Below are 19294 nucleotides of genomic sequence, written 5' to 3'. Positions count from 1 at the left end.
GGGGCGTGCCGCGGCGGCACCGCCGGGCCGGGAACACCGCAGGCGGGCTCCGGCCGTGGGCGGCGGCCGGCCGGGCCGGGCGACGGCTCCCGGCGGCGCGGGTCCGTCGTCCTCCCGTGGTACGGGCCGGGGACTTTGGTGCCGTAGGGGTCGGTCATCCCCTGGGTGGAGACCGCCCTGGGCCACCCGTCGTCCCGCGCGCTCCCCGGGGCCGGCGCCTCGGCGGCCCGCTCGTCGGGGACGGACCCGCCGGGGGACACCGGTCAGGGCCGGCGGGAGGCGCTACTCCCCCGGCGCGGGAGGGGAGTCGGGCGCGGGCCGCAGCCGCCCGGGCAGACGCGCGGCGAGGTGGTCGATGAGTGCGCTGACCCGCCGGGGGACGTGCCCGTCGTCCTCCAGCAGGGCGTAGATGTCGGCGGCGGGCGTGGGCACGTGCGGCAGGACACGGACGAGTTCGCCGCGGTCGAGATGGGGCCTGACGTGCCACTCCGAGCGCATGACCACGCCGCGGCCCTCCAGTGCCCAACCGGTCACCACGTCACCGTCGTTGCTCGACAGGCTGCCGTGCACCCGTACGTGCCGGGGCCGGTCCGCGTCCCCGAACCGCCAGAGCGCGTAGTCGCTCTCGTTCTCGCGCAGCACGATGCAGTTGTGGTCCACCAGGTCCTCGATGCTGCCCGGGGTGCCGTGCTCGGCCAGGTAGGACGGCGCCGCACAGGGCAGCCGCCGGTTCTCGGCCAGCCGCCGCATGCGCAGGGAGGAGTCGGGGGGCGTGCCGACGTGGACGGCCACGTCGAACTCGCGCCGGTGCGGCCGCAGCGGGAGCGCGGACGTCTGCATCCGGACGTGCAGTTCCGGGTGGGCCGCCGTGAACTCCCCGAGCAGCGGCGCTATGTGCGTACGGCCGAGCCCGAGCGTGGCTTCGACGACGACGGAGCCGCGCAGCGCGCCGGAACCGTCGGTGACCGTGTCCTCGAGTTCACGCACCTGGTCGAGGATCGCCTCGATGCGGGCCGCGTAGAGCTCCCCTTCCGACGTCAGCACCAGCCGCCGGGCGCCGCGCTGGACGAGCCGGACGCCGAGGCGGCGCTCCAGCGCGCTGAGGCGCTTGCTGACGACCGGGAGGGAGCAGCCGAGTTCCCGCGAAGCGGCCGTCAGGGTCTCGCTGGACGCGACCACATGGAAGAACTGCAGATCGTCCACGGGCGAACGGTTCCTGGCCGGTCGCCGACCGGAGGGCCGCGGGCTTTCCATGACGGAAAGCCTACCTTGCCGGTCCGCGTCTTGTTCCGCACGTCATCGCTGGCCATGGTGGGTCCACACGGTGACCGGCCCCTTGGCCGAGGCGTTCACCGACGACGAGCGCACAGCTCATGTGGACCGAGGAGTGGACCGTGCCGGACCCTTACCGCATTGCCGTGATCCCGGGTGACGGGATCGGACGAGAGGTGGTCCCCGAGGGGCTCAGAAGCCTCCGTGCCGCCGCCGGCGTCCACGGGTTCCGGCTCGCCGTCACCGAGTTCGACTTCGCCAGCGCGGACTACTGGCTCGAACACGGCACGATGCTCCCCGAGAACTGGCGGGAACTGCTCGGCGGCTTCGACGCGATCTTCTTCGGTGCGGTCGGCCGGCCCGACGTCGTCCCGGACCACGTCTCGCTGTGGGGCAGCCTGCTGCAGCTGCGGCGGGGGTTCGACCAGTACGTCAACCTGCGCCCGGTCCGGCTGCTGCGCGGCGTACGCGGCCCGCTGCGCGACCACGGGCCCGGCGACATCGACTTCCTCGTCGTCCGGGAGAACACCGAGGGCGAGTACTCCAGCATCGGCGGCCGCATCTTCGAGGGCACCGAGCGCGAGACCGTGCTGCAGGAGACCGTGATGACGCGCACCGGCGTCGACCGCGTGCTGCGCTACGCCTTCGACCTCGCCTCCTCCCGCCCGCGCAGGCACCTCACCTGGGCGACCAAGAGCAACGGCATCTCGATCTCCATGCCGTACTGGGACGAGCGTGCCGAGAAGATGGCGGCCCGGTACCCCGAGGTGACCGCGGACAAGGACCACATCGACATCCTGACCGCCAAGTTCGTGCTCCGGCCGGACCGGTACGACGTCGTGGTCGCCAGCAACCTCTTCGGCGACATCCTCTCCGACCTCGGTCCCGCCTGCACCGGCACCATCGGCATCGCCCCCAGCGCCAACATCAACCCCGACCGCACCCACCCCAGCCTCTTCGAGCCGGTCCACGGGTCGGCCCCCGACATCGCCGGCCTCGGCATCGCGAATCCCGTCGGCCAGATCTGGAGCGGCGCGATGATGCTCGACCACCTCGGCGAGCCCGAGGCGGCCGCACACGTCCTGGCGGCGATCGAGGGCGTGCTCGGCGAGCAGCCCGCCGAGGTCACTCCCGACCTCGGCGGCCCGGGCACGACGGCGGGCCTGGGCAAGGCCATCGCGGACCGTATCGCCGCGGGCCCGCCCGAGGGGCACGGCGCCCGCGGGCGGGCCGGCCGCCCGGCCGGAAGGGCGGCGGCGTCATGACCGTGACCGCGGCCGGCACCACGGTGCGCGGGGCGGCCGGCCCGCTTCGTCCGACCGCCGTGACCTGAGGACAGACGGACCGGAACCGTGCCGGCAGGGCGCAACCGCGTTCGGCGCCCACCGTACGCCCGCACACCTCACCTCACCCAGCAGCCTCCGGTACGGTGGCGGCGCGAAGGGACGACCCCTATGACGACGATGTCGGCAGGGCGGCGCCAGGGGACACGGCGCATCACGTTCCTGGTCGCTCTCGCGGTTTTCGCCCAAGAGTCGACGTGGAACTTCTACGAGTCACAGGTGCCTCCCCTCCTGAAGGAGCACCTCACCAGCGCCGCCGTCGTGGGCCTGCTGATGGGCATGGACAACCTGCTGGGCATCTTCATCCAGCCGTGGATCGGCAACCGGTCGGACCGCACCCGGACCTCCTGGGGCCGGCGGATGCCCTACCTGGTGGTCGGGATGCCGGTCGCCGCCGCGCTGTTCGCCGTCATCCCGCACACGGCGGCGACCCTGCCGCTGCTGATCGCGGTGATGTTCAGCTACGCACTCGTGGCCAACACCTTCAAACCGATCGCCGAAGCGCTCGTCCCGGACTTCATCGGGCCCGAGAGACGCAGCCGCGCCAACGCCGTGGTCAAGATCGCCTCCAGTGTCACGGCCATCGTCGCCGCGCTCCTCAGCATCTTCCTGGTCGACCACCACCTGAATCTGGCGTTCGCCATCCCCTCGGTCATCATGCTGATCTCCGTCGTGGTGCTCGCCTCCACCGTGCGCGACAGCCGGTCCCCGGCCTACCGGGCCGTGCTGGCGGAGAGCCGCGAGGCGAGGGACACCGAGCGCAAGGACCCGCGGGTGCGGGACACCTTCGTGGAGATCCTCAAGGACACCGACCGCAGCCGGCTCCTCATCCTCGTCGCGATCCTGCTCTTCGGAAGCGCGTGGGCCTCGTCACGGACCCTGATGACGCCGTACGGGATGGAAGCGCTCGACGTGTCGCGGGGAGCGGCCGGCGGCCTGACACTGCCCAGCGGCATCGCCTTCATCCTGGCCGCCTATCCCGCGGCGGTCCTCGCCGAACGCTACGGACGGCTACGGGTCATGGCCGGGGGCATGTCGGTCTTCGCCGCCGCCATGGTGCTGGGCACGATCGTCCAGACACCGACCGGCACCGTCGTGGCCCTGTGCCTCGCGGCAGCGGGCGCGACCTGCTTCCTCGTCAACGCGGTGGTGGTGCTGTGGAACCTCGCCCCCTCGGTCCGGGTCTTCGGCACCTACGCCGGCCTGTACACCGTCGCCTGGGCCGGCGGAGGCTTCCTCGGCCCGGCGGTGGTGGGCGGCATGGTCGATGTCACCGGCTGGTCCCTGATGCTCCTCGACATCGCCGTCGTCGCCACGTCGGCGATCGTCGTCGTCGTCAGAATCATCGCGCTGCAGCACCGGACCACCGGCCTGGCCCTCGCCCCGTGACGCACCCCGCCCCGCAGTTCCCGGACCGAGTGAAGACGCAGCGAGAAACGAGGAACCGCCCGTGCCCCGCATCCTGATCACGACGGACTACCTGCGGCCCGGCGACGAGGTCGACCGGTATCTGCGGAAGCACGGCCACACCACGGTCCACGCGCCGCTGACCGGCCGACGCGATCCCGCGGAACTCGTGGCCGCCCTCGACGGAATCGAGGGGGCTCTCGTCGCGAACGAACCACTGACCGCCGACGTCCTGTCCCGCGCGCCCCGCCTGCGAGCCGTCGTGCGCACGGGGGTGGGGTACGACTCGATCGACGTGGCCGCCGCGAGGGAACTCGGCATCACGGTGAGCAACCTGCCGGGCGTCAACGCGGGCGCCGTCGCCGAGTACACCCTCGGTCTGCTGCTGGCGGCGGCACGGCGCCTGGTGCAGAGCGCGGCGGGGGTCGCGTCCGGTGGCTGGCCGCGGGAGGACGGCCACGAACTGCGCGGGTCGACGCTCGGGCTGATCGGCTACGGGGCGGCCGCCCGCGCCGTGATACCGCTCGCGCAGGCGTTCGGCATGCGGGTCCTCTGCACGACCGGTGTGCCCGGGAGCGAACGGACCGGCCCCTTGGTGGAGTTCGTCGGGTTCCCGGAGCTGCTGGCCGCCTCCGACTACGTGTCGGTGCACACCGCGCTGACGGAGCGGACCCGGGGGCTGCTGGACGCCGCCGCGTTCCGGCGGATGAGGCCGACAGCGGTCCTGGTCAACACCGCCCGCGGCGGCGTCGTCGACGAGCAGGCGCTCGCCGACGCCGTCCGCACGGGTGAGATCGCCGGGGCGGCCCTCGATGTGGTGAGCGAGGAGCCGCTCGCGGCCGACAGCCCGCTGCGCGGCGTCGACGGCATCGTCGTCTACCCCCACATGGCGGGACAGACCGCCGAGGCCCGGGCGGCCGCGGGACGGGCGGGTGCGGCCGAACTGCTGGCCGCCCTCGGAGGGCGGCCGCGGTTCGCGGTGAACGCGCCCGCGCCGGCGGACGGCCCCGCCGCCGGCGACATCGGATGAACGCCGTCGGATGAACACCGGCGCGACCACGTGCCGGACGCCGGAAAAGAACGAGAAAGAAAAAGAAGAGGAACGAGGAACCAGGAACATGGACAACGAACGGATGGACAGCGTCAGGGTGCTGGCGCCGACCGGCATGCTCGGGGCCGGCTTCCCCGAAGCCACCGTCGAGCGCGGTCTGGCGCTCGGCGCGGACGTGATCTCCGTGGACGCGGGCAGCACCGACTCGGGCCCCTACTATCTCGGGTCCTCACAGCCCAAGACCACACGCGCGGCGGTCGCCCGCGACCTGCGTGTCCTGCTCAGGGCCGCGGCGGACGCCGGCATCCCGCTGATCGTGGGATCGTGCGGCACCAGCGGCACCGACGCCGGCGTCGACTGGATCGCGGGAATCACCGCCGACATCCTGGCCGACGAAGGGCTCGACCTCAGGGTCGCGCGCGTCTACAGCGAGCAGGAGACCGGCACGCTCACCGAGCATCTGGAGGCGGGCCGGATCCGCGCCCTGCCGCCCCTGGGCGAGCTGCGGGCGGAGACGCTGGAGAGCTGCACGCACATCGTGGCCATGATGGGGCACGAGCCGATCGTCGCCGCCCTGGAGGCCGGCGCGCAGGTGGTACTCGCCGGCCGGGCCACCGACACGGCCGTCGCGGCCGCCTACCCCCTGATGAAAGGCATGCCGGCCGGACCCACCTGGCACGCCTCCAAGATCATCGAGTGCGGCGGGCAGTGCACCACCGACCCCCGGGCCGGCGGAGTGCTGGCCACGATCGACGCCGACGGCTTCACCGTCGAACCGCTCGACCCGGCGGTCGCCTGCACCCCGATCCTGGTCGCCGCCCACATGCTCTACGAGACGGTGAACCCCTTCCAGATGCGTGAGCCCGACGGCACCCTGGACGTCCGGGAGGCCGACTACACGGCCCTGGACGACCGCCGGGTACGCGTCGAGGGCTCCCGCTTCCACGTCGCCGACCAGCACACCGTCAAACTCGAAGGCGCCCGCGTCACCGGGTACGAGACCATGTCGTTCTCCGCGATCCGCGATCCGCACATCCTGGAGAACATCGACGACTGGGCGGACCTCCTGCGCACGATGATCAGGCAGCGCGTGGCGCAGACACTCGGCCTGGGCGAGGACAAGTACGCCTTCGACGTACGCCTCTACGGCCACAACGCCGTCCTGGGGGACCTCGACCCGGCCCGGGGCGCCCCGCGCGAGGTGGGGGTCATGCTTCTCGTCAGCGCGCCGGAGCAGAGCACCGCCACCGCCGTGGCGAAGATCGCCAACCCGTTGATGCTGCACCTGCCGACACCGGACATGAACTACCTGCCCAGCCTCGCGTTCCCCACCTCGCCGGCCGAGGTCGAGCGCGGACCCGCCTACGAGTTCGTGCTCAACCACACCGTGGACAGCATCACCCCCACCGACATGTTCCGCATCGAGATCGAGGAGGCCCCGCACCGTGGCTGACGACACCCCCACCACCCTCGCGGACCTGGCGTACGAAGTCCGGTCCAAGAACGCCGGGCCCTTCTGGGTCACCATGGAACTGTTCATGCGCGACGCGGACTCCTACGCCGTCGCCGCCGACGAGTCGTTCCTCGACGAGCGCAGGGTCGCCGAGCTCTACGGCGTCGACGAGGGCGACGTCCAGATGTTCCGCATCCCGTCCCTGAACGTCGTCAAGATCTCCTTCCCGCGCCCCGTCAGCCAGGCCTCGCTGCGCGACCGCGACGTCCACTCCGGCCAGCACCACGTCCCGCTGGCGACGCTGCCCGTACCGGACCGGGCCGCCGGACGGCTCCCGCCGACCGCGGGCTGACCGTCACCGACGACGGACCCGGCATCTCCCCGCAGGACCTGCCCCGCATCTTCGAACCCTTCTGGCGGGCCGCGGTCGCACAGCCGTGACCGGCGTACTTCCGGTAGGCTCCGGCCGTGGACAGCAAAGGCTGGGGAGCCCTTTACGGGTTGTGCCTCGCTCTCGCGCTCGGCTGGGGGCTGACCGGGCTCGTCGAGGGCGGATGCGACTGGAACCCCAAGGGGTGCGGGGTTCCGGACGGCTACGGCCGATACCTCGCCGCCTGCATGGTCGCGCTCTTCTCGCTGGCCCCGCTGGGCTGGACGGTGATCCGTACCGACGACTGGCGTCCGTCGCTGGGGATCTCCGCAGGCGCCCTGGTCGCCTCGGGGATCACCCTGTCCGCGGGCACCGGCCGGGATCTCGTCGTCCTGGCGGCGATCGAGATGGCACTCGCCGCCGGAGTGCCACTGATCCTCTGGGTGCTCGGGCGCTCGAGGACACAACCGAACGGATGAGAAACCGCCCGTGGCTTCCGGACGTCGGACGTCCGGCGGCGAGCCCGGCGAGGGGGCGGCGCGTGGCTTCGGACGGGAGCCGCCGCGGGGCGCGGGCCGGGAATCCGTAGACCCGTCCGCCGGCCGGCTCCCCGTCCGGCGGACCGGACGCGGACGGGTCCGGTCAGACGGCCCCTGCCGCTGCCCCGGCCTTGCGGGCGAGCAGCTGGACCTCTCGGAACTGCCGCCGGTCGGCGGGCTGGGGCTCACGTACCATCCGGCCCACCTCGGCCAGCCCGGACTCGCGCAGCAGCGCGGCGAGGTGATCGGGCCACCACCGGTGGGCCGGTGCGACCGCGTGGTCGAAGACCTGCGTCGGGCGGGACGGGCCGTCGGTCGCCGAGAAACCGATCAGCAGGTGGCCGCCGGGTGCCAGCACGCGGTGGAACTCGGCCAGGACGGCGGGGAGTTCGCGCGGCGGGAGGTGGATGACGGACCACCGCGACAGTACGCCGCCCAGCGCGTCGTCGGGGATGTCCAGCGCGGCCATCGAGCCCACGTCGAACCGCAGGTCCGGATGGGCCTGCCGGGCCAGCTCGATCATCACGGGAGAGGCGTCGATGCCGAACACCGCCAGTCCCAGCCCGGCCAGATGAGCGGTGACATGGCCGGGCCCGCACCCCAGATCCGCCACCCGCCCGCCCCCGCCCGCGCGTACGGCTTCGGCGAAGGCGCCCAGGATCGCGCGGTCCAGGGGCCTGTCGCGCAACTCGTCGCGGAACAGCCGCGCATAGGTGGGAGCGGCGTCGTCGTAGGCCTCGCGGGTGGCGCCGAGGGCATCGTGTTCGACCATGCCCGCGACAGTAGTTCCCGTCCCCGAGCCGGACCGGGGGAATCACGGCCCTCCCCACCGGCCCCGGAGCGGTTCACCGCCGCGCTGCTTCACTCACACGGCTGTCGAGGCGGTGAGACCATGCCGTCCGTGGACAGGCGGCAGGAGCACCCAGGACTTCGGCAGCGCCTTCGGGAGGCATTCGCCTGGCGGGGTACCGGGGGCTGCGCAGATGTCTCCCGGTGGTGGGCTGACGCGTCACTCCTGGTGGAACTGGGACCCGCACTCGCCGGGCTGTGCCCCCGAGACCGCGTCACGACCGTGCTTGCGCCCGAAGCCACCGGGTTTCTCCTCGGCCCTCTGGTGGCGACCTCCCTGGGGGGCGGGCTTCGTCGAGATGCGCAGGGGGTTGAGCGAGGCGGGACTGGGGGATCAGGTCCTGCTGCGCAGCACACCGCCGGACTACTTGGGCCGTACCGTCGAGTGGGGAATACGGCGTCGCCGACTGCGCTCCGGGGACCGGGTGCTCTTTGTGGACGACTGGGCGGACACCTCCGCCACAGCCCGGACCGCGCGCCGCTTGGTGGGGGACTCGGGCGCCACCTGGACGGGGGCGGCCGTCCTGGTGGACGGCACTGATTCCACCACGCGCCGCGACCTCAGCCTTCAGGGCCTTTTGCGGAGACGAGAGCTGGGGTGAGCCCTCCCCTGCTTCGACGGGGCTATCGTGCCGCTGTGACCAGCTCAGCGGAACGCCCCGTCCTCTTCCTCGACGTCGACGGACCGCTGATCCCGTTCGGGCCGTCGTTCCATCGTCCCCAGAAGGGCGACTCCTCCGGCTCCGCGGGGTCTCGTCGCCGGGGAAATCCACTGCTGGATCGCCTCGACCCCGCCGTCGGGCCGCGCCTGACCGCCCTGGGGTGCGACGTGGTGTGGGCCTCGACGTGGATGGACGATGCGAACGACGCCGTCGCCCCGCGGCTCGGGCTGCCCAAGCTGCCTGTCCTCAGGTGGCCGGACACGTTCACCGACGAGGGACCACGCGGCTTGCACTGGAAGACCCGCCACATTGTCGAGTGGGCCGGCCACCGCCGTTTCATCTGGGTGGACGACGAGATCAGCGACATGGACCGGCTCTGGGTCACTGCCCAGCACCCGGGACCGTCGCTGCTTCACCGTGTCGACCCGGGCGTGGGGCTCACCGACGACGATTTCGACGCGCTCGCCGACTGGCTTCGCCTCAGCGTGCCGACCACCCCCGACGGGGCCGGGCCATGAAGAACTCAGAGGCCTTTCGTGCGGTGGTGAGAGCACGTGCGGCGGCCATGCCGAGCGGTGACACTTCGCCGTACGACCCGGCGCTGGAGATCTTGGGTCCTGCCGGCGGCGGGCTCCCGGCCGACAACGGTGACGAGGCAGGCCACCGGCTCACGTTCCTCTGGGCGGAGCTGACCGATCGGGTCGAGCTGCGTCCCGCGGAAACGGATCAAGCCGAGGCGCATATGGTCACCGCGGCCCGTGAATGGCTGGCCGTTGAGGGTGATCAAGAGGCTGAGGCACACTACTTCGACCGCTGGCTTCACGACATCCTCGGGTACGAGCGCCGTTCGGATCCGCCCAGGCCCAGTTGACGAACGGGAAACCGCCGTGGCGGCGACACCACCGTGGTTCGGATTCCACAGCCTCCACACCTCAGCGCCCCTGACCGACACAGGCAACCCGGGCCGTTGGCCTCCCGGGAGTGTCAGTGGTTGGCGGCAGACTCGTCGGCATGAGTGATGAGGTGTGTTTGAGAGACGTCGGATCGGCCGATCTGGAGGAGTTCTTCGCGCAGGAGCACGATCCCGAGGCCGTGCGGCGATCGAAGTTCCCGCCCCGGGAACGGGAAGCCTTCATGGCCCACTGGACGACGAGGGTGCTCGGTGATCCCACCGTCCTCGTGCAGGCCGTCACCGTCGACGGAGAACTGGCGGGCAACGTGGTGGCGTGGTGGGACGAGGAGCGGCGCTTCATCGGGTACTGGCTCGGCAGGCGGTACTGGGGCCGGGGCGTCGGTACGCGGGCGCTGGCGCTGTTCCTGGAGCGGGAGGGGACCCGTCCCCTGTACGCCGATCCCTTCATCGGGAACACCGGCTCGGTGCGGCTGCTGGAGAAACACGGCTTCCGGCGTACCGAGACGGTCCGGTACGGCGATCACGAGCACATCATGCTGGTGCTCGACAAGAGCCCGGCCTGAGCCCACCACTCACCCCGGCTCCCGGCCTGCCCGCGGCCCTTAGTCCAAGCCCGGTAAGCGCACGGTCCGCAAGAGCGCAGCGCTAAACAGCGGGCCGGCTCGCGGCTTCGGTGACGGATGGCTCGAACACGACACTGATGTTGTTCCATATGAAGCCGTCCCGCCACTCCGGATTTCCGGCCGCCCAGCCGAGGAGCGCCCGGAGAACCTTCTCCTGTGAGACGGTCAGCGTCTGGTAGTGCTCCGCGGCGACACCGTTCCGGTACTCCAGTTGGTAGGTGTTGTTGTCGCGGAGCAGCACTTGGATGTACCAGTCGCCTTCGCGGTCTTCGTCCTGCCAGTCGAGGATCATGTGGCCGTTGCCTCGACACAGGCTGGCTAGCATCGTGGCTATCGCCGGCTTGGAGGGGCGGTTCACCACATGGCCCCGGCCGTCAGTCGCAGTCAGCATGGGCAGAGCATGCCGGAAGACACTGACAGTGGCCGCTCCCGGCATGCAGCGGAAGCTCTGCAACCGCGCTTGCCCGGTACCCAGCTCGCACGCCCCAGGCACATTCCCATACCAGACGGGGCACAGGCTGTGTGGCGTGATGTCCGCGTTTCCGACCACTCCAGGATCGCCTCGAAACTTCCTGCCCGGACGACCAGGTGGCGTGGTCCCGGTGTGCCCTGCTGTCCGCGGGCCGCCGTCGGCCCGGGGTGGGAGACGAGCACCCACCTCGAACTCACGCCATTGCTCTCGTGGCCACGCGAACACGAAAGCCCGAGGAGAGAGGATCCTCCCCTCGGGCTTTGACCGCATCGACACTGGTGCCGGGATGGGCGCAGACGAGTTCGAACCGCCGACATCTGCCTTGTAAGTTCGATCCGGGTCCGCCGCGGCTGCTGCCATCGACTGACTGGTAAGGCGGTCCCACAGAGTCGCTGGTGTACATCCCCGTCCGGTGTTGTTGATGTCAGAGGGAAGGTTCACCAGTACCGGACTGGGCGTCCAGATCCTGCCTGGAGGAAGAGAGGAACTGGCCTACAGCCGACGACAGCTGCCGCCTCGCGAAGAAAGGCAGGCGCCGGAGCCAACCGCCCATATTGTCGTCCACCTGGTGTGCCGCTATTGAGACGCGATCGTCTTGAGCCAGTCGTCGACGGTGAAGACATCCGCCCACTGCGGGAACAGTCGCTCGATGAGGATCCGGTGCACCTCTGGGACGGTGTCCAGACAGGCGTCGGAGAGGACGGTGAGACCGAAGTCCAGGTCGTTCGCGTGGCATAGGGTGGACAGCACCACAGCGCTGGTGGCGATGCCGGTGAGCACGAGGCTCTCGATACCGCGTGCCCTCAGCACTACGTCGAGATCGCTGCCCGAGAACGCGCTCGCTCGTCTCTTGGTGACCACCACGTCGCCCGGCCGGGGCGCCACCTCGGGGCGGATCTCGGTGCCGGGGGCGCCCTCGACACAGAGGCCGGCCCGTGCGATGGCAGTGAGAGCCCTGTTGCGCGTGCCGACTTCCGGGAAGCCGGGACGTAACGCGATGACCACGTAGATCACGGGGAGGTCAGCCGCCCGGGCTCCGTCGATCGCCCTGCGCAGGCGTGGCAAGTACCCGGAACCGTCGTCGGCGATGTCCACGATGGCCTGTTGGACGTCCATCACGAGAAGGGCGCTGCTCATGTCGTCTCCGGTAATGAAGTCAGTTCGGCGTTGAAATGGGCCGGGTTCTCCGCGCCCTCGGGCAGGCTGGCGGTGCGTCTGTTAGGCAGGATAAGACGGGCACAGGCGCTCAACCGGCAGTTCGTGCGACGCATGGTCAATGACGTTGCCCTGCGCGGCTTTCACCGAAGACGGCAGCGCACTGGTGGCCAGCGCAGGGCGAGGCGGGGTGAGCTGGTGTGGTGGGTGGCGAGCCAGAAGGTTCGGCCGTCGTCGGGGGTACGGGCGATCACCTCGCACCAGTAGGCGCGGGTGCTCAGCACGGTTGGGTTTCTCGTGCGGCTGGGAGTGGTGCGGGGAGGGTGGCGGTCACGGTGTGGCCGCCGGTGTCGTGGTGGATCTCCAGTGCTGCCGCGAGGTGGGTGACGATGGCCAGTCACCGGCCGTGGGTGGACTCCTCGCCGGGGTGGGTCCTTCACCCGCGTCGCGAAGAACGCCGACCTCCGGGTGATCCGGCTGCACGATGCCCGGCACGGCTGCGCGACGCTGCTGACCGCCGCCGGGGTGGCTCCCCGCGTCGTCATGGAGATCCTGGGGCACAGCCAAATAGCGATCACCATGAACACGTACGCGCACGTCGTCCAGGACACCCAACGCGAGGCGGTGAGCCACATGGACCGGCTGCTTCGGAGACGGCCCGACCACGGCTGACCGCCGCCGTTGATGTCAGATGGTGATGTCAAAGCCCCCCGGCCTCGTTCGGCCGGGGGGCTTTTCCCTGGTGGGCGCAGACGGGTTCGAACCGCCGACATCTGCCTTGTAAGGGCAGCGCTCTACCGCTGAGCTATGCGCCCGGGGACGGCTCACAGCGTACCCTGCCGCGCGCCCCCCGCCGCAAACCGCGCGGGGCGGTGGGGCGGGTGGGGGCCCGGGAGGGGGGCTGGCCCCACCCCGGATCCGGTGGTCGGCGGGATGCCGGGGAGGGGGCGGTGGTCCATACGGTCAAAGGGTGCACGGAGCCCGTGTCCGCCGCCCTTCCGAACCGATACGGAGAACCCCATGACCACCGAAGCCCGCCGCAGCGCCGTACGCGTCCTGGTCGCCGTCGTCCTCGCGGCCGCCGTCACCGCCGCGGCGGCCGGCTGCGCGGACGCCGGGGACGCCGAGCCCGAGCACCGGACTTTCGCCCTGGAGAAGCAAGGGGGTACGGACGAACCGCTGGTCATCGACGCGGACGGCGATCTGGAGCTGGTCGCCGCCGACCGCGCCGACGTGAAGGTCACCCGCTGGTTCGCGGGCTACGCCTACGGCGGCAGCACGGGCGCGAAGTGGTCGCTCAAGGACGGCACCCTCACCCTGCGGACGGACTGCGAGGGGCCCGCGAACTGCGACATCCGGCACCGGGTCGAGCTGCCGGAAGGGCTGGCGCTGAAGATCGGGAACGACAACGGGGACGTCACCGCACGTGGGTTCCGCGGGGCGCTGGGCGTCGTCTCCGACAACGGTGACGTCCGGGTCCGGGACTCCTCCGGGCCGCTGGAGCTCCGCAGCGACAACGGCTCCGTGAAGGCCACCGGCGTCGGTTCCCGCCGGGTGTCCGCGAAGACCGACAACGGCGGGATCGAGCTGGCCCTGGCCCGGGTGCCGGACCGGGTGGAGGCACGCAGTGACAACGGGAACGTCACCGTCGAGCTGCCCCGGGCCGCGTACCGGGTGGACGCCACGTCCGGCGACGGGGACACGGAAGTGGCGGTGGACCGGGAGCGGGCCGGGAAGCGTACCGTCAGCGCCCACAGTGACAACGGGGACGTCACGGTACGGAACGTGAACTGATCGCCCCGTGTGTTCCCCGGTGCCGGGTGGGAGAATGACAACCGGGCCGGCGAGCACGTACGCGGGAGAGGACACACGTGGCGGCGATGAGCGGCGGCGGCACACGCCGCTGGGGCTGGGGAGGCGGCGGTCGTGCCGAGAGCCTGCGTGCGGAGGCCCAGGCCGCCAAGGACGCGGCGGCCGCCGCGTTCTACGAGCTGGACACCGCGCAGCGCGATCTGCGCATCTCCATCGAGACCCTGGCCGCCGTCGACGACTCCCCCGCCGCCCGCCGGGCCGTCACGGAGTTCACCGAGTTCGGCAGGCGCATCGACCAGGCCAGCCACGAGTACATCACCGCCGTGGACACCCACGATCTGGACCGGGACGATCTGGACGCCGGCACCGCCGACCGCGCCCGGCAGCTCCTGACCAGGGCCCGGGACGATCTGGAGCGCACCCGGAAGGACCTGGAGCGGTTCGGACGCGGGCTCGGGCCGCTGCTGGAGAAGGCCGAGACCCAGCTGGCCCGGCTGGCGCCCGCCGTGGAGCGGGCCCGGCAGGCGTTGCTGGCCGCGGCGAACGCGCTGGACGCCGTACGGGCCACCGGGCTGCGGGCGGACGACCTGGCGGCCCGGCTGGCGGCCCTCTCCCCCGAGCTGACCAGGCTCAACGAGGGTGCCGGCCGCCACGGGGTGCGGGAGACCGTGCAGCGGGCCGACCGGGTGCTGCGCGAGGCGGAGACGGTGCGCGAGGAGGCCGAGCGGCTGCCGGAGCGGGCCGCGGAGATCGACCGGCGGCTCAGCTCCCTGCGCACCCGTGCCGAGGCGCTGCACAACCGGGCGGGGCAGGTGGAGCCGGTGCTCAGCGAGCTGCGGCGGCGGTTCACGGTGGCGTGCTGGGAGGATCTGCAGCACGTTCCCGAGCAGGCGGTGCGCGCGGTGCGGCAGGCGGAGGAGAAGCTGGCCGAGGCGCGCGGGGCGCGTCAGGAGCAGCGGTGGGCGGACGCCACCGCGCTGCTGTCGACGGTGCGGGCGCTGCTGAACGACGCCGACGAGGCGGTCGCGGCCGCCGGTGACCGGCTGCGGCGGCTGGACGAGGTCTCCTTCGACCACAGCGGTGAGGTGGAGAGGGTGCGCTTCGCCATCCGCGACGCCCAGCGGCTGGCGATGGCCGGGCGCAGTCATCCCGATCCCCGGCACGCGGGTCCGCTGGACAACGCGGTGGAGCGGCTGGACCGGGCGGTGGCGGGGCTGACCGGCCGGCATCCGGACTGGTGGCACTTCGTGGTGGAGCTGGACGCGATCCGCGAGACGGTGGCGCAGGTGGTGCGCGACATCCGGCAGGCGCGCGCCGCGGGTGCCTGAGCCGGAGGTCCGTAGCCGCCGCACAGCACCGGCCGGCGGCTCCGGCCCGTGGTTATGCTGCTCCCATGCCCCGCTATGAGTTCCGCTGCCGCTCCTGCGGCACCACGTTCGAGGTCAACCGCCCGATGGCCGAGTCCGGCGCGCCCGCGAGCTGTCCCGACGGCCACGGCGACACGGTGAAGCTGCTGTCCACGGTGGCCGTCGGCGGTACGGCGGCCCGTGGGGCCGCTCCCACGCCCGCTCCCGCGCCCGGTGGCGGCGGGGGCTGCTGCGGGGGCGGCTGCTGCGGCTGACCGCCCGCCGGGGCACGGCCCACCGGTACGCGTACGGACGCCGCGGTGCGGGGTGAGGAGCCCGGCACCGCGGCGTCCGTGTGTTCCCAGGAGGGGTCAGACCCCGGCGGACGCCTTCTCCGGCTGCTCCTCGGCGGGCCGGTCCCGCAGGCTCTCGCCCTCGATGTCGAGGTTGGGCAGGATCCGGTCGACGGGGCGGGGCAGCTTCCAGGCGGCGCGGCCGAGCAGGGACATCACGGCCGGCACCAGGGTCATGCGGACGACGAAGGCGTCGATGAGCACGCCGATGGCCAGGGCGAACCCGATGGACTTGATGATCGGGTCGTCCATCAGCACGAACCCGCCGAACACGGACGTCATGATCAGCGCGGCGGCGGTGACCACCCGGGCGTTGTGCCCGACCCCGTTGACCGTGGCCTGCTGCGCGGTGTCGCCGTGGACGAAGTCCTCCCGCATCCGGGAGACGAGGAACACCTCGTAGTCCATGGCCAGGCCGAACAGGATGCCGATCAGCAGGATCGGCAGGAAGCTCACCAGCGGTCCGGGTACGTCCACGCCCACCAGATGGGCCAGGTGGCCCTCCTGGAAGATGAGCACGGTGATGCCGAAGGTGGCGCCGATGGTGAGCAGGAAGCCCAGGGCGGCCTTGAGGGGCACCAGGACGGAGCGGAAGACCAGCATCAGCAGCAGGATCGACAGGCCGACCACCAGCAGCAGGTAGACCGGCATGGCGTCGGCGAGCTTCTCGGAGACGTCGATGCCCAGTGCCGTGACACCGGTCAGGGCGACCTCCGCGCCCTTCACGCCGGCCACCCGGTCGCGGATGTCCTCGACGGCCTTCTCGGTGGCGACGTCCGTGGGGCCGGTCTCGGGGATGACGGTCAGCAGCGCGGTGGTGCCCTGCTCGTTGAGCTGCGGCGGGGACACGGCGAGGACGCCGTCGGTGCCCTGGATCAGCTTCGCGGCCTGTTCGGCGGCCGCGCCGGTGGCCCGGGCGTCGTCGCCGGAGACCACGGCCAGCAGCCGGCCGTTGAAGCCCGGCCCGAAGCCCTCGGTGGTCAGGTCGTAGGCCTCGCGCTCCGGGGAGCCGGCGGCCGCGGTGCCGGCGTCGGGCAGCGCCAGGCGCATGTCCTGGGCGGGCAGGGTGAGGGCGCCCAGGCCCACGATGCCGAGCAGCAGGACGGGGACGCGCAGCCGGGTGACGAGCCGGCCCCAGCGGAAGCCGAAGGTGCTTCCCTCGGGCGCCTCGTACACGTCCTGGTGCCCGGTGCGGTGCCTGCGGTGCAGGACCTTCTCGCCGATGAAGCCCAGGAAGGCGGGCAGCAGGGTGAGGGCCACCAGCACGGCGAGGGCGACGGTACCCGCCGCGGCCAGGCCCATGATGCCCAGGAAGGGGATGCCGACCACCGACAGCCCGGCCAGGGCGATGACGACGGTGGCGCCGGCGAAGACGACGGCCGAGCCGGCGGTCCCGGTCGCCCGGCCGACCGCCTCGTCGGCGGCCATGCCCCCGGCGAGGAACTGGCGGTAGCGGGAGGTGATGAACAGCGAGTAGTCGATGCCGACGGCCAGGCCCAGCATCAGCGCCAGGATGGGGGCGGTGGAGGTCAGTTCCATGACGCCGCTGAGGGCGAACAGCCCGGCCATGCCCGCCGCGACGCCGATCAGCGCGTTGAGCATGGTCATGCCGGCGGCCACCAGGGAGCCGAGGGTGATGACGAGGACCACCGCGGCGACCAGCACACCGAGCGCCTCGGTGGAGCCGACCTCCACCTTGCTGGTCATGATCTCGCCGCCGTGCTCGACCCGCAGCCCGTCGGCCGACGCGCCGGCCTCCTCGTACGCCTCCCGCTGGGCGTCGGTGATGTCCTCGGCGGGGCTGCCGAACTGGACCTGGACGAGGGCGTAGCGGCCGTCCTGGGAGACGGAACGGGCCTGGAAGGGATCGACGGCGGCGACGACCCCGGGTATGTCCGCGGCCTCGGCCACCACCGGCGCGACCTTGGCCGGGGTGAGCTCCTCCCCCTCCGGCGCGGCGATGACGATGGTGCCGGTGACGCCGCTGGCCTGCGGGAACTCCCGCTTCAGCGAGTCCAGCGCCTGCTGGGACTCGGTGCCGGGCATCGAGAACTTGTCGGTGGTGGTGCCCATGAAGGCGGCGGCCGCACCGCCCAGCAGGGCGAGCAGGAGCAGCCAGGCGGCGGCGACGTGCCGCCGCCGTCGGAAGGAGAACCGGCCGAGCCGGTAGAGCAGGGTCGCCATGACGGAAGGGTCTCTCCTCGGATTCGGCGGATGTGCGGGGCGGTTGGCGGTGAGCCCGGCGGGAGTCCGGCGGGGCCCGCGGCGGGCCGCCGGGGCGGGGCTCGGCAGAAGGGCCGGCGGAGGGGTCAGCGGGAGGGGCCGCCGAGGGTCCGCAGCGCGCCGCGGATCAGTTCCTCGCGCAGTGTGTCGGCCGGCACGTCCACGTCGCTGGCGCAGGTCACGAAGACCGCACCGAGGACCATGTAGGCGGTGACCAGCCTTTTCGGCTCCGTCGAGCGGCCGGCCAGGGTGGCCGTCAGCCGGTCGGCCAGCTCGGGGACGCATGCCAGGGCCGGATGGGCGGTCGTCTCGTTGACGTCCTGGAAGAGGACCTTGACCTCGCGCCGGAAGCGCAGGGCGAGGTCGACGTATCCGGTGACGGCGGCCGTCACCGCCCGGTCGTCCGGCAGACCGTCCAGTTCGGCGTCCAGCGCGGCCAGCGCCTCGCCGGCCGGGGCCAGCAGCTCGGTGAGGATCGCGTCCTTGCTGGTGAAGTGGTAGAGCAGGGACGCCTTGGAGCAGCCCACCCGGACGGCGATGTCGTGCAGGGAGGTGCCCCGGTAGCCGCCGGCGGCGAACAGGTCGAGGGCTGCCTCCAGAATCTGTCCGCGCAGCGCGGAAGCGGAGCGTGCCATGCGCTCCAGCCTAACTGTCCGATCGGTCAGTCCTGACCGATCGGACAGTCAGGGTGCTGTGTCCTGCCTCACACCGCTCTCCGGCACCGGGGCGGACGCCGGCGACGGTGCGGAAGCACGTCCGGCCGCGTCAGAGCCGGCGGGCGATCGTCAGGCCGTCGGCGACCGTCAGCATGACCGCCTCGGTCCGCCGGTCGGCGGCGACATGCTCGTTGAAGGCGCGGATCGCGGCGGCGGCGCCGGTGGCGTCCGGGTCGGTGACCTCGCCGTGGAGGAGGACGTTGTCCGCGACGACGAGCCCGCCGGGGCGCAGCCGCGGCACGACCTCCTCCCAGTAGTCGACGTAGCCGCCCTTGTCCGCGTCGAGGTAGACCAGGTCGAGCTCCGGTGCGGCGGGCAGGGCGCGCAGCGTCTCGACGGCGGGGGCGATACGCAGGTCGACGCGGTCGGCGACCCCCGCCTTCTCCCACGCCTCGCGGGCGAGGGCCGTCCACTCCTCGGAGACGTCGCAGGCGATCAGCTTCCCGTCCGGCGGCAGCGCCAGGGCCATCGCCAGGGCCGAGAAGCCGGTGAAGGTGCCGACCTCCACCACCCGGCGGGCGCCGGTCAGCCGTATCAGGAAGGCCAGCAGCGGCCCCTGCTCCCGGGCGGACTGCAGGCCGGCCCGCTCGGGGAAGCGGGCGTGGGTGGTCTCCACCAGTTCGCTCAGCACGGGGTGGAGCGGCGGGTTGTGGTCCAGGACGTACTGGTACAGCTCGGGAGTCTGGGGCGGACGCTTGTCACGTGGTGCCGGTGTCGTCATACCGGCATCCTCAC

At 71.9% G+C, this 19294-nt stretch carries 22 protein-coding genes, 1 tRNA gene and 1 pseudogene; 15 read left to right on the top strand and 9 right to left on the bottom strand.

Translation table 11 applies throughout. From position 1 onward, the window contains the following. Positions 1 to 282 precede the first annotated feature (282 nt). Positions 283 to 1203, bottom strand: a complete 921-nt coding sequence (locus tag CUT44_RS29640) for a LysR family transcriptional regulator (RefSeq protein ID WP_233221753.1) — start codon at positions 1201 to 1203, stop codon at positions 283 to 285. 191 nt (positions 1204 to 1394) lie between these two features. On the opposite strand from CUT44_RS29640, the gene CUT44_RS29635 reads away from it, so the two are divergent. The 7 genes from CUT44_RS29635 (at position 1395) to CUT44_RS32555 (ending at position 7375) form a co-directional block, all read left to right on the top strand. Further along, positions 1395 to 2537: a tartrate dehydrogenase gene (locus CUT44_RS29635; protein WP_100205288.1), complete on the top strand. Its 1143-nt coding sequence runs from the start codon at positions 1395 to 1397 to the stop codon at positions 2535 to 2537. A 189-nt stretch (positions 2538 to 2726) separates the two neighbouring features. Beyond that, positions 2727 to 4004, top strand: coding sequence for an MFS transporter (locus CUT44_RS29630; protein WP_100205009.1), 1278 nt, complete (start codon positions 2727 to 2729; stop codon positions 4002 to 4004). A 61-nt stretch (positions 4005 to 4065) separates the two neighbouring features. Beyond that, the gene (locus CUT44_RS29625; RefSeq protein ID WP_100205008.1) at positions 4066 to 5052 is read left to right on the top strand and encodes a phosphoglycerate dehydrogenase; all 987 of its coding nucleotides are present in this window, start codon (positions 4066 to 4068) and stop codon (positions 5050 to 5052) included. A gap of 88 nt (positions 5053 to 5140) precedes the next feature. After that, positions 5141 to 6526 carry an acyclic terpene utilization AtuA family protein gene (locus CUT44_RS29620; RefSeq protein WP_199185880.1) on the top strand — a complete coding sequence of 462 codons (1386 nt, stop codon included), beginning with the start codon at positions 5141 to 5143 and terminating at the stop codon, positions 6524 to 6526. Next, entirely contained in the window at positions 6519 to 6878 is a 360-nt protein-coding gene (locus CUT44_RS29615; RefSeq protein ID WP_100205007.1) for a DUF4387 domain-containing protein, read from the top strand. Before CUT44_RS29620 ends, CUT44_RS29615 begins: the two co-directional genes overlap by 8 nt. Continuing rightward, positions 6875 to 6967, top strand: a complete 93-nt coding sequence (locus tag CUT44_RS34970) for an ATP-binding protein (protein ID WP_107488080.1) — start codon at positions 6875 to 6877, stop codon at positions 6965 to 6967. Before CUT44_RS29615 ends, CUT44_RS34970 begins: the two co-directional genes overlap by 4 nt. 27 nt (positions 6968 to 6994) lie before the next feature. Beyond that, positions 6995 to 7375 carry a hypothetical protein gene (locus CUT44_RS32555; RefSeq protein ID WP_102248714.1) on the top strand — a complete coding sequence of 127 codons (381 nt, stop codon included), beginning with the start codon at positions 6995 to 6997 and terminating at the stop codon, positions 7373 to 7375. A 163-nt stretch (positions 7376 to 7538) separates the two neighbouring features. Here CUT44_RS32555 and CUT44_RS29605 read toward each other — a convergent pair whose 3' ends face one another. Then, positions 7539 to 8207 carry a class I SAM-dependent DNA methyltransferase gene (locus CUT44_RS29605; RefSeq protein ID WP_100205006.1) on the bottom strand — a complete coding sequence of 223 codons (669 nt, stop codon included), beginning with the start codon at positions 8205 to 8207 and terminating at the stop codon, positions 7539 to 7541. A 388-nt stretch (positions 8208 to 8595) separates the two neighbouring features. On the opposite strand from CUT44_RS29605, the gene CUT44_RS29600 reads away from it, so the two are divergent. From CUT44_RS29600 to CUT44_RS29585, 4 genes are all read left to right on the top strand, one after another. Continuing rightward, on the top strand, positions 8596 to 8886 hold the full coding sequence (locus CUT44_RS29600) for a phosphoribosyltransferase (RefSeq protein ID WP_199185879.1): 291 nt from the start codon (positions 8596 to 8598) through the stop codon (positions 8884 to 8886). Between the two features lie 35 nt (positions 8887 to 8921). Beyond that, complete coding sequence (locus CUT44_RS29595) at positions 8922 to 9464, top strand: HAD domain-containing protein (RefSeq protein WP_100205005.1); 543 nt, start codon at positions 8922 to 8924, stop codon at positions 9462 to 9464. Beyond that, a complete protein-coding gene (locus CUT44_RS29590) occupies positions 9461 to 9817 on the top strand; it encodes a hypothetical protein (protein WP_146252321.1) in 357 nt (118 codons plus the stop codon). Before CUT44_RS29595 ends, CUT44_RS29590 begins: the two co-directional genes overlap by 4 nt. A 140-nt stretch (positions 9818 to 9957) precedes the next feature. Then, positions 9958 to 10422 carry a GNAT family N-acetyltransferase gene (locus tag CUT44_RS29585; RefSeq protein WP_100205003.1) on the top strand — a complete coding sequence of 155 codons (465 nt, stop codon included), beginning with the start codon at positions 9958 to 9960 and terminating at the stop codon, positions 10420 to 10422. An 82-nt stretch (positions 10423 to 10504) separates the two neighbouring features. On the opposite strand, the gene CUT44_RS29580 is transcribed toward CUT44_RS29585, so the two are convergent. The 3 genes from CUT44_RS29580 to CUT44_RS33310 form a co-directional block, all read right to left on the bottom strand. Further along, positions 10505 to 10873, bottom strand: a complete 369-nt coding sequence (locus CUT44_RS29580) for a hypothetical protein (protein WP_233221752.1) — start codon at positions 10871 to 10873, stop codon at positions 10505 to 10507. A gap of 657 nt (positions 10874 to 11530) precedes the next feature. Next, complete coding sequence (locus CUT44_RS29575) at positions 11531 to 12091, bottom strand: cysteine hydrolase family protein (RefSeq protein WP_100205002.1); 561 nt, start codon at positions 12089 to 12091, stop codon at positions 11531 to 11533. A gap of 161 nt (positions 12092 to 12252) precedes the next feature. Continuing rightward, a complete protein-coding gene (locus CUT44_RS33310; RefSeq protein WP_158239689.1) occupies positions 12253 to 12393 on the bottom strand; it encodes a hypothetical protein in 141 nt (46 codons plus the stop codon). A 115-nt stretch (positions 12394 to 12508) separates the two neighbouring features. Here CUT44_RS33310 and CUT44_RS29570 point away from each other — a divergent pair. Next, positions 12509 to 12781, top strand: a pseudogene (locus tag CUT44_RS29570) (tyrosine-type recombinase/integrase); the annotation flags it as partial. A 68-nt stretch (positions 12782 to 12849) separates the two neighbouring features. On the opposite strand, the gene CUT44_RS29565 reads toward CUT44_RS29570, so the two are convergent. Beyond that, positions 12850 to 12924: transfer RNA gene (locus CUT44_RS29565), tRNA-Val, on the bottom strand. A gap of 205 nt (positions 12925 to 13129) precedes the next feature. Here CUT44_RS29565 and CUT44_RS29560 point away from each other — a divergent pair. The 3 genes from CUT44_RS29560 to CUT44_RS29550 all read left to right on the top strand — a co-directional run bounded on the left by CUT44_RS29560 (position 13130) and on the right by CUT44_RS29550 (position 15542). Then, positions 13130 to 13903 carry a DUF4097 family beta strand repeat-containing protein gene (locus tag CUT44_RS29560; RefSeq protein WP_100205001.1) on the top strand — a complete coding sequence of 258 codons (774 nt, stop codon included), beginning with the start codon at positions 13130 to 13132 and terminating at the stop codon, positions 13901 to 13903. 86 nt (positions 13904 to 13989) lie between these two features. Continuing rightward, positions 13990 to 15249: a hypothetical protein gene (locus tag CUT44_RS29555; RefSeq protein ID WP_100205285.1), complete on the top strand. Its 1260-nt coding sequence runs from the start codon at positions 13990 to 13992 to the stop codon at positions 15247 to 15249. Between the two features lie 65 nt (positions 15250 to 15314). After that, complete coding sequence (locus CUT44_RS29550) at positions 15315 to 15542, top strand: FmdB family zinc ribbon protein (protein ID WP_100205000.1); 228 nt, start codon at positions 15315 to 15317, stop codon at positions 15540 to 15542. A gap of 96 nt (positions 15543 to 15638) precedes the next feature. Here the strand turns inward: CUT44_RS29550 and CUT44_RS29545 are convergent, their stop codons facing one another. The 3 genes from CUT44_RS29545 to CUT44_RS29535 all read right to left on the bottom strand — a co-directional run bounded on the left by CUT44_RS29545 (position 15639) and on the right by CUT44_RS29535 (position 19280). Further along, positions 15639 to 17804, bottom strand: coding sequence for an MMPL family transporter (locus tag CUT44_RS29545; RefSeq protein WP_100204999.1), 2166 nt, complete (start codon positions 17802 to 17804; stop codon positions 15639 to 15641). Positions 17805 to 17929: 125 nt separating this feature from the next. Next, positions 17930 to 18478, bottom strand: a complete 549-nt coding sequence (locus CUT44_RS29540) for a TetR/AcrR family transcriptional regulator (protein ID WP_100204998.1) — start codon at positions 18476 to 18478, stop codon at positions 17930 to 17932. 130 nt (positions 18479 to 18608) lie between these two features. Next, the gene (locus tag CUT44_RS29535) at positions 18609 to 19280 is read right to left on the bottom strand and encodes an O-methyltransferase (protein ID WP_100204997.1); all 672 of its coding nucleotides are present in this window, start codon (positions 19278 to 19280) and stop codon (positions 18609 to 18611) included. Positions 19281 to 19294: the final 14 nt, after the last annotated feature.

Source organism: Streptomyces carminius (assembly GCF_002794255.1).
Classification (GTDB): domain Bacteria; phylum Actinomycetota; class Actinomycetes; order Streptomycetales; family Streptomycetaceae; genus Streptomyces; species Streptomyces carminius.
This window is presented reverse-complemented; position numbering and strand designations above follow the sequence as displayed.